The organism is Leucobacter sp. M11 (assembly GCF_035726885.1).
Classification (GTDB): Bacteria; Actinomycetota; Actinomycetes; order Actinomycetales; family Microbacteriaceae; genus JAPFRB01.
Genome location: NZ_JAPFRB010000002.1, coordinates 420,835 through 428,558, shown reverse-complemented (window position 1 = coordinate 428,558; position 7,724 = coordinate 420,835). Strand labels below are relative to the sequence as shown.

The window sequence follows — 7,724 nt, the reverse complement described above, 5'->3', positions numbered from 1 at the left end:
GAAGAGCACGCGGGTCTGGGCGCTCACCGTGCTGTCTTTGGTCGCGTCGAAGGAGGCGAAGTGCTGGCATGGTTTGTTCCCGGGCAACGATGCGCTCTGGTTCCAGCGGATGTGCGCGACGTGGGTTGTGACCGCTGCCGCGGAGAGGGCCATCTCTCCGACGGAGGTACTCGTGAAGCAGAGCTCAACCTCTTTGGGCTGATTCGGGTCGGAGCCGGTGACCACGAGGGAAGCGTCTACGATCGTGGCATCGCCCGCACAGACGCTGACCCCGCTGAGGCCATTCCCGGCGAGAGAGATGGGCTGCTGGAAGACATTGGTGCGGAGCACGACCCGGGCTTGCTGGCCCACGCGGAGAGGTTCGCTCGGCTGGGTAAAGCTCAGCTCAACCGTCGGCTCATCCGGGATGAGCTCGAGGAGCCTGGCCTGCTCGGCGGCGGGCAGGTTTACCGCGCAGAGCTCGGTCAAGCCGTTCAGCCGCGAGAGTTCGTCAGCCTCGCTGACACACCAGACGAGTTGTTGCAGGGCGACTCGGTTCGCGCTCGTCGTCCCGGAGTCGGCGCGTGTGGCCGAGTTATTCGATGCGTATGGCAGGGAGCCGGTGGATTGGAAGGGCGCACCGTTTTGGATGAGGTAGGCGATCAGGCGCTCCTGGTCGGGGCTCAGCTTCTCATTGACGCCAACCGGCTCCATCGGGCCGACCGGATTGCCGTGGCCGTCCTCGAGGGTGCCCTCCCGAGTGGTGGTGCCGCACACGGCGGAGGCCAGGTCGGTGCAGAACAGCCACTCGGCAATATAACCGGTGGGGGAGTCCACGCTCGCTCGAACAACGCACAGCGGCGGGAACGAATCGTCATCGTTGTAGCCGTTCGCGTCGTAGAGCGGGACCGGGTGACCGGCGTTGAACTGGGCCAAGCGGCCCCCGTCCACGTGGGTCAGGTCGCCGAGTACGTCGGAACTCGTGGTCGGATCGGCGGAGGTCGCTCCGGCGCAAGCCGCGTTGAACGCGGCGACGGGGGCCTCGGGAACGTCAGCGTTCGCGGTGGCAACCGGGACCAGGCTCAGCGTGATCAGCGCGAGGACGGCGCCAATGACGGCCGCGCGGGGTGGGCGAAATACAGCTCGGGAGGGAGTGCTCATGAGGGGTCCTTCAGCTTCGAGGGTGGGTCACAATTCCTGTTCCGGGATCGACGCCCTCGTGTTCTGCTCCCCAACGGCCTCGGTCCCCCGGCACAGAGGCCAGGGCATTATCAGAAATCATCCGAGGAAGAACTGTGCAAAAGTTTCCGGAAATCTATAAAAGGAATCCGGGGGATGCGAAGTTTTTTTGTCGAGAAACGAGAAGGAACGAGCTGAAGTGAGATACTCGGGCATAGTGCCGCCCGCGCAGACGGGCTGAGCCGGTGGACGGCGCGGCCCGCGGCACCGGTGCCGGGCGGGCCAGGGGCCGGGTGCGGCTCAGCGGCGGGAAGCGGGGAGGAGCCCGGCGATGATGTCGGCGGCGCTCGCGATCCGGGCCTCCCGGAAGCCGGTGCCGGCCCAGAGGCTGGCGAGCCGGGGGTTGCCCTGCGCCACAGCCGCGGCCCGGAGCGGGGCGGTGAGCGAGTTGATTTCGGGGTAGCCCGCGGGCGCGAAGGGGTCCAGGGCGGTCATCCACTCGTTCTGGAGCCCCCGGGCCCACCGCCCGGAGAAGGAGCGGGTCAGGCTGGCCTCGGCGAAGCCGGGGTCGCGCAGCGCGGCCCGGTGCACGGGGTTCGTCCCGGCCTCCTCGGCGAGGAGGAACGCGGTGCCGAGCTGGGCGGCCTGCGCCCCGGCGAAGAGCACCGCGTCGAGCCCAGCGGGGGAGCAGAGCCCTCCCGCGGCGATCACGGGGACGGGGGCGTCCCGGGCGTCGAGCATCGCGACGACCGCGGTCAGGGTCTCGATGAGCGGGGCCGTCTCGGGGAGGGCCTCCTGGTCGAAGGTGCCCCGATGGCCGCCCGCCCCGGGGCCCTGAAGCGTGACGCTGGCGGCGCCAGCGGCGGCTGCCTGCTCGGCCTCCGCGACGGTGGTCACGGTCACCGAGGTGTGCACGTCGAGCTGCGCGAAGCGGTCGAGGATTTTGGCCTCGGGGCAGCCGAAGGTGAAGCTCACGAACTCCGGTCGGGTGTCGGCGAGCAGATCAAGCTTTTCCTGCCAGCCGTCGTCGTCCCCGAACCGCGGTTCCGGCACCTCGACCCCGAGGGCCGCGGCGAAGGGGGCCAAGCGCTCCGCGTAGTCGCTAATCCGGTCGTGGCTTGCGGGGGAGTCGCTCGGCACAAAGAGGTTGACCCCGATCGGACCCGGAGTCAGTCGCCGGGCCTCCGCGATCTGCTCGGCGAGGGCACCGGCACTCCGGTAGCCCCCGGCGAGCGTGCCGAGGCCGCCCGCGTTCGTGACGGACGCACAGAGAGCCGGGGTGGACGGTCCGCCCGCCATCGGCGCGGCGATGATCGCTGCGTTGAGGTCTGCGGGCTGGAACATCACACTCCGGCTCTCTGAGGGTCGAACGGTCGTCACGCGGCGAGTCGCCGCGTTGAGCGAGCTTAGTCGTTCCCGCGGAGGATCGCGAGGATGCGAAGGATCTCGACGTAGAGCCAGATCAGAGTGACCATGAGGCCGAAGGCAGCGGTCCAGCCGTACTTGCGGGGCACGCCGTTCTTCACGCCGTTCTGCACGAACTCGAAGTCCATGACGAGCGAGTAGGAGGCGAGGAACACGGCGAGCAGGCCGATGATCACGCCGAGGGGGATGCCCATCACGGTGATGTCGCGGGCGCCGAACATGCTGTCGGTCACGCCGGTGAGCATCATGACGAAGTTGGCGAGCGAGAAGACAAGGTAGCCGAGCATCGCGACGAGCACGATCTTGGTCATCTTGGGGCTCGTGCGGACCTTGCCGCTGCGGAACAGCAGGAGGACGACCGCGAACACGGAGAGCGTGCCGACCACGGCCTGCATCACGATGCCGGGCCACATACCCTCGAAGGTCATGGAGATGCCGCCGAGGAACAGGCCCTGGGCTGCCGCGTAGCCGACGATCAGCGGAACGCTCGGCTCCTTCTTGAAGGAGTTGACGAGGCCGAGGACCAGGCCGGCGATCGCGCCGGGCCACATGAGCGCGGGGAACATCCAGCCGACCGCGCCGAGTGCGAGCACGATGACGAACAGCCCGGCGGTCTTCGCGATGGTGTCCTCGTAGGTCATCGGGTCGCTGGAGCGCTCGATCGGGGCCGCGGGCGCGGTCTGCGGGGCAGCCTGGTCGACGCCGGGGCGGTTCAGCGTTGCCGACGGCTGGTTGTAGATCCGGTTCAGCTCCTCGGCGGTGAGGGTTTTCCCGTTCAGCGCGGGGTTGTTGTTGAAGGCCGGGTTGTTCAGTGCCATAGTGTCGCGGAGTACTTTCTCTCGAAGCGGCGGGCGTTTTGACTCAAGATTACCGGGGTTCGCCGTGCGTTGGCCGGGAATGCGCGCATTTTCACCGTGTTCTCCAACGGCGGACGCGATCTCGGGCGCCGGGTAGGCTGATGCCATGAGCTCGGCCGCGCGCATTCCCCTGATCATCGGGCACCGAGGCGCCCCCGGCTACCGGCCGGAGCACACCGAGGCGTCCTACCGGCTCGCCTTCGAGCTGGGCGCGGACGCGGTGGAACCCGATATCGTCGCCACCCGTGACGGGGTGCTGGTCCTGCGGCACGAGAACGAGATCTCGGGCACGACGGACGTCGCGAAGCGGCCGGAGTTCGCCGCGCGCAAGACGACAAAAACCGTGGACGGGGTGACGCTCACCGGCTGGTTTACCGAGGACTTCACCTGGGCGGAACTCAGCACGCTTCGGGCGCGCGAACGCCTCGCCAAGCACCGCCCGGACAGCGCGGGCTTCGACGGGAGATTTGGCATCCTCCGGCTCACCGACCTGCTCGCGATTATCGACGAGGAGAGCGCCCGGCTCGGCCGGGACCTCTCGGTCGTGGTCGAGATCAAGCACGCCGACTACTTCGACACGATCGGCTTGCCGCTCGACGAGCTCCTGCTGCGGGACCTGGACCGGACGGGCTGGTTGCAGCGCGGGGACCGGCTCATCGTCGAGGCCTTCGAGCTGGACGTGCTCGACCGGCTCCGCGCGTCCGGCCTGGACGCGCACCTCGTGTTTCTCGTGGAACGGACCGGCGCTCCCGCGGACCAGGTGGCGCGGCACGGCGCCGCGGCGACCCCCTTCGAGGCGTACCTGAGCGACGCGGGGCTCGACGGCCTGCGCGGCCGCGTTGACGGCATCAGCGTGAACAAGCACGCATTGTTCGCCCTCGGCAAGCGCGGGCACGCGGTGGGGCCGAGCGACCTCGTCACTCGGGCGCACGCGCGCGGGCTGACCGTGTTTACGTGGACCCTGCGCCCCGAGAACCGCTTCCTGAATCCCCGCTTCCAGCGCTCGGCCATCCAGAAAGCGGCCTGGGGCAACTGGCAGAGCGAGTTCCAGCTCGCGCTCGCGACCGGCATCGACGGGATCTTTGTCGACCAGCCCGATCTGGGCGTCGCCGCGCGGGACCGCTTCCTCGCGGAGCGGGACGGGACCCCCGCCTAGCGCTCGCCCGCGCACCCTGCGCGATCTCGGCCCCGCCCGTCAGCGGTGCCGCCTAGACTGGTGAGCGATGAGCGACTTCGAACTTCTTGACCCGTCCGGCGCCCCGTACCCCGAGGGGAACGGTGACTCCGGCGCGCCCGGAATCGACCCCCTGCTCGAGGGCATGAACCCGCCGCAGGCGCACGCGGTGGCGTACCGCGGCCCCGCCCTGCTCATCGTGGCCGGGGCGGGCTCCGGCAAGACCCGGGTGCTCACCCACCGGGTCGCGAGCCTTATCCAGTCCCGCGAGGCCTGGCCCAGCCAGATCCTCGCGATCACCTTCACGAACAAGGCCGCCGCCGAGATGCGCGAGCGCGTCGGCGAGCTGCTGGGCGGCGTCGCCGACGGCATGTGGATCGCGACCTTCCACTCGGCCTGCGTGCGCATCCTCCGCAAGGAGGCCGACCGCTTCGGCTACGGCTCCGGTTTCACGATCTACGACTCCGCCGACTCCCGCGCCCTGCTCAAGCGCCTCATCAAGGAGCTCGAAGCCGACACCTACGGCTTCACCCCGGCGAACAGCTCCGCGAAGATCTCCCGGCTGAAGAACGAGCTCGCCGACGCGGAGAGCTACGCGGCCACCGCGAACCTCTCCGATCCCCGCGAGCGCCTCTTCATCGAGATCTTCCGCGGCTACGAGAAGGAACTGCGCCGGGCGCACGCCTTCGACTTCGACGACCTGATCGGCCAGACGGTGCACCTGTTCCGCACCTTCCCCGATATCGCCGCGCTCTACCAGCGCCGCTTCCGGCATATTCTCGTGGACGAATACCAGGACACGAACCACGCCCAGTACGCCCTGATCCGCGAGCTGACCCGGCCCGTCACCGCCGAGGTCATCGAACGCGTCGCCCTCCCCGTTCGCCCAGCGGAGCTCGACGAGCGCGGCGAGATCCCCGGCGCGAGCCTGACCGTCGTCGGCGACTCTGATCAGTCGATCTATGCATTCCGCGGCGCGGATATTCGGAATATCTCCGAGTTCGAGAAGGACTTCCCGGGCGCGGAGGTCGTGCTCCTGGAGCAGAACTACCGCTCCACGCAGAACATCTTGAGCGCGGCGAACGCCGTGATCGGCAACAACTTCGACCGCCAGGCGAAAAACCTGTGGACCGACTCGGGCAGCGGCGAGAAGATCGTCGGCTTCACCGGGTACTCGCAGCACGACGAGGCCCGCTTCGTCGCCGACGAGATCGAGTCCCTGCACGCAAACGGCATGGACTACAAGGACATCGCGGTGTTCTACCGCACGAACGCGCAGACCCGTGCCCTGGAGGAGCTGTTCATCCGCTCGGCCATCCCGTACCGGGTGCTCGGCGGCACGAAGTTCTACGAGCGGGCCGAGATCAAGGACGCGATGGCGTACCTCACGACGATCGCGAACCCCTTCGACCCGATCGCCTGGTCCCGGATGCTCGGCGCGCCCAAGCGCGGCATCGGGCCGATGGCCGAGGGCCAGCTCGCGAACTTCGCCGAGGAGAACGAGGTCTCCTTCCTGGAGGCCATGCTCCGGGCTGACGAGATCGGCTTCGGTCCGAAGGTGCGCGGCACCGTCCTCGGGCTCGGCGACCTCATCATGCGCGCCTCAAGCATCGCGCTCGGCACGAGCGGCGCGGGGGAGACCGACGACGCCGGGCAGCCCAAGCCCGGCCCGGTCGCGGACGTGCTCGCCCTCATCCTGAACGAGACCGGCTACGTCGAGCAGCTCCGCGCGAAGAAGGACCCGCAGGACGAGGCCCGCGCCGAGAACCTCGAGGAGCTCCTGGCGGTGGCGAAGGAGTACGACGTCCAGCACCCCGAGGCGTCCCTGATCGACTTCCTCACCGAGGTGAGCCTCGTGGCCGCCGCCGACGACCTCGACGACACGAGCGGCACGGTCTCGCTGATGACCCTGCACACCGCGAAGGGGCTGGAGTACCGCGCGGCCTTCATCACGGGCGTCGAGGAGGGGCTGCTGCCCCACCAGATGTCCGTGGACGAGGTGGGCGGCCCCGCCGAGGAGCGGCGGTTGTTCTACGTCGGCATCACGCGAGCCCGCGAGCGCCTGTATCTCACGCTCGCGAGTACCCGCTCGCAGTACGGCGACGTGTCGGTCGCGCTGCCCTCCCGGTTCCTGCAGGAGATCCCCGACGAGCTCATCGACTGGAAGCAGTCGCCCGGGATGGTGACCTCGCGCGGGGGCACGGAATCGCGCGCGCTGAACCAGCCGCGTTCCGGGCAGGGCTGGCGCTCGGGATCGTCCGGGTCCTCCGGCTCGTTCCGCAGCAGTGACTCCGCCGTGTCCTTCGGCTCGGGCGGCTCTTCCGGCTCGGCCGCAATCGAGACGCCCGCGAGCGGCAACATGCAGTCGAGTCTCGACAAGTGGCGGGAGCGCAAGAAGCTCGCCAAGGAGACCGGCTCCTCCTTCCCGAACACGATCGTCGGCAACCTCCGCGACAACGGAGACATGACCCTCGACACGAACGACCGCATCCGGCACGACGAGTACGGCGAGGGCCGCGTCAACCGGGTCACGGGGGAGGGCTCGAAGCGCATCGCGCACGTCACCTTCGACTCGGTCGGCGACAAGAAGCTCCTCATCAAGCTCGCCCCGATCGCGAAGCTCGACGCGGAGTAGCCCCGTGCGGACCGTCGAGCTGCGCACCGAACGTTTGCTGCTGGATCAGCCGCGGGAGGCAGACATCGACGCGATCACGGCGTTCTGTCAGGACCCGCTCTTCGAGCGATTCCTGACGACGCCGTGGCCCTACCGGCGCGAGCACGCCGAGGGCTTCATCCGCGAGATCGTCCCGGCGGCCTGGACCGACGGGAGCGAGGCGACCTGGGCGATCCGGCTCGCGGAGCGACCGACGGAACTGCTCGGCGTGGTCTGCGTCGGGCGCGAGCCGCGCGGCGTCGGCTACTGGCAGGGCGCCGCGCACCGCGGCGCGGGCATCGTCACGGAGGCGCTCGCCGCGGTCATTGACTGGCGGGAGCGCGAGCGGCCCTTCGGCGCGGAGCCGCTGAGCTGGTCATGTTTCACGGGCAACATCGCCTCCGCGCGCACCGCCCGCGCCGCGGGCTTCCACTTCCTCGGCACGGGCCCGAGCCCC

The 7,724-nt window shown here is 69.1% G+C and carries 6 protein-coding genes; 3 read left to right on the top strand and 3 right to left on the bottom strand.

The annotated features are described in order from the left end of the window. From OOT08_RS06330 to OOT08_RS06320, 3 genes are all read right to left on the bottom strand, one after another. Positions 1-1,140 (bottom strand): hypothetical protein (locus OOT08_RS06330; RefSeq protein ID WP_325091740.1); only part of this gene is annotated, 1,140 nt, incomplete at its 3' end. A gap of 318 nt (positions 1,141-1,458) precedes the next feature. Then, positions 1,459-2,502, bottom strand: coding sequence for a nitronate monooxygenase (locus OOT08_RS06325; RefSeq protein WP_325091738.1), 1,044 nt, complete (start codon positions 2,500-2,502; stop codon positions 1,459-1,461). Between the two features lie 62 nt (positions 2,503-2,564). Beyond that, on the bottom strand, positions 2,565-3,395 hold the full coding sequence (locus OOT08_RS06320; protein ID WP_442916203.1) for a Bax inhibitor-1/YccA family protein: 831 nt from the start codon (positions 3,393-3,395) through the stop codon (positions 2,565-2,567). A gap of 151 nt (positions 3,396-3,546) precedes the next feature. On the opposite strand from OOT08_RS06320, the gene OOT08_RS06315 reads away from it, so the two are divergent. The 3 genes from OOT08_RS06315 to OOT08_RS06305 form a co-directional block, all read left to right on the top strand. Further along, positions 3,547-4,596, top strand: a complete 1,050-nt coding sequence (locus OOT08_RS06315) for a glycerophosphodiester phosphodiesterase family protein (protein ID WP_325091734.1) — start codon at positions 3,547-3,549, stop codon at positions 4,594-4,596. Positions 4,597-4,663: 67 nt separating this feature from the next. Next, positions 4,664-7,249, top strand: coding sequence for an ATP-dependent helicase (locus OOT08_RS06310; protein ID WP_325091733.1), 2,586 nt, complete (start codon positions 4,664-4,666; stop codon positions 7,247-7,249). A gap of 4 nt (positions 7,250-7,253) precedes the next feature. Next, a partial coding sequence (locus OOT08_RS06305; RefSeq protein WP_325091731.1) for a GNAT family N-acetyltransferase occupies positions 7,254-7,724 on the top strand: 471 nt, incomplete at its 3' end.